Origin of the sequence: Micromonospora sp. NPDC049374, from assembly GCF_040677165.1 — a bacterium.
In the GTDB taxonomy this organism is placed as follows: domain Bacteria; phylum Actinomycetota; class Actinomycetes; order Mycobacteriales; family Micromonosporaceae; genus Micromonospora.
In genome coordinates, this window is record NZ_JBFAQH010000048.1 from 1 (window position 1) to 1043 (window position 1043).

The window sequence follows — 1043 nt, forward strand, 5'->3', positions numbered from 1 at the left end:
CTATAGAGCCTGTTTCTGATCTTCCTGACGGGCGTTGTGGTAGGTGCCAGGGAGCTCGGCGTGGCGGCTATCAATCGGTGACGGGCTCTTGGTAGGCAGACGGTTCCTACACCCCTGCTGTCCCAAGAGCCCGCCGTGACATTGAATCCTGCCCAGCGTGCAGCTGGCCAGCAGCCCCATGCCGTTTGCGGCTGTGGCTGCGCGACCCGTCCCCGCCGATACCCCTCCGACACCACCGACGCCGAGTGGGAGGTCCTCGAACCGCTTCTGGCCCCGCCCGCCTGTCGTCGCCGCACCGGTGGCCGGCCGGAGAAACATCACCGCCGGGCGATCATCGACGCGATCTTCTACCTCGTCGACAACGGCATCAAATGGCGGGCCATGCCCGCCGACTTCCCGCCCTGGCGAACCGTCTACGGCTTCCTCACCCGCTGGCACGACGACCTGACCGCGCTCTGCCTGACCAACCGGCTCCGCGAACAGATCCGCTGTGCAGCCGGCCGCACCGCGACCCCGACCGCCGGCTGCGTGGACTCCCAATCAGTGCACGAGTGCGCCGAAGCCACCGTCAGCCGCGACACCAGCGGCTACGACCCTCACAAACGCGTCAACGGCCGTAAACGCCACATCATCGTCGACACCCTCGGCCTGCTCATCGCCGGGCACGTCACCGCGGCCAACGTCCAGGACCGCGACGGCGCCCGCCCCATCGTCCACCAGGCCGCACTGCACGGCATCGCACACATCTGGGCCGACCACGGCTACCACGGCGACCTGATCACCTGGGCCGCCGACCTCGGCGTCACCATCGAGATCGTGCCCCGCCCGACCGGCAAAGGCTTCCAGGTCCTGCCTCGCCGCTGGGTCGTCGAACGCACCTTCGCCTGGCTAACCCGCCGACGCCGCTGCGCCCGCGACTACGAACGCCTACCCGAACACCACGAAACCATCATCTACTGGGCCGCGATCCTCCAGATGACCCGCCGCCACGCTCGTACCCGTACCACGAGCCCAGCCACATAGATCAGAAACAGGCTCTATAG

Annotated in this window: 1 protein-coding gene; it reads left to right on the plus strand. The window is 67.6% G+C overall.

Going from position 1 to position 1043, the window contains the following annotated elements; genetic code table 11:
- Window positions 1-135: 135 nt before the first annotated feature.
- Complete coding sequence (locus tag AB0J93_RS30095; RefSeq protein WP_363925735.1) at window positions 136-1023, plus strand: IS5 family transposase; 888 nt, start codon at window positions 136-138, stop codon at window positions 1021-1023.
- Window positions 1024-1043: the final 20 nt, after the last annotated feature.